This is a genomic window from Acinetobacter sp. BSP-28, assembly GCF_044130285.1.
Classification (GTDB): domain Bacteria; phylum Pseudomonadota; class Gammaproteobacteria; order Pseudomonadales; family Moraxellaceae; genus Acinetobacter.
This window is the reverse complement of record NZ_JBIQOB010000081.1, coordinates 1-377: the sequence shown is the minus strand read 5'-3', so window position 1 is coordinate 377 and position 377 is coordinate 1. Positions and strand designations below refer to the sequence as shown.

The following is a 377-nucleotide window of genomic DNA, read 5'->3' as shown; positions in this document are numbered from 1 at the left end:
TAGATCTCTTTCATAAATCAAAAAATGACCACCTTTTTGATTGATATTTTCACTCTAATTTTCTTAGCATTCGTGCATAATCTGCGGATGAAATACATCAATTCAAAGAAGCTTTCTGAAACACAGTTTAAGCGATATACGGGCATCTCATGGTCAACCTTTTATTTAATGGTTGAGCAATTGCAGAAGCATGTTCCAGCTAAAGGCAGACAGCCCAAGTTAAGCCTGGAGGATCAGGTTCTGCTCTGTCTGAGCTATTGGCGGGAATACCGAACCTTATTTCACGTTGCGACGAGTTACGGGGTTTCAGAGCCCACAGCCTCACGAATTGTACGTCATGTTGAAGACTGCCTGATTCGCTCCAATCTTTTTAATTT

At 40.8% G+C, this 377-nt stretch carries 1 protein-coding gene; it reads left to right on the top strand.

The genetic code is table 11. The features are described 5' to 3' along the window. Window positions 1–24: 24 nt before the first annotated feature. A partial coding sequence (locus ACE01R_RS17850) for a transposase family protein (RefSeq protein WP_395552813.1) occupies window positions 25–377 on the top strand: 353 nt, incomplete at its 3' end.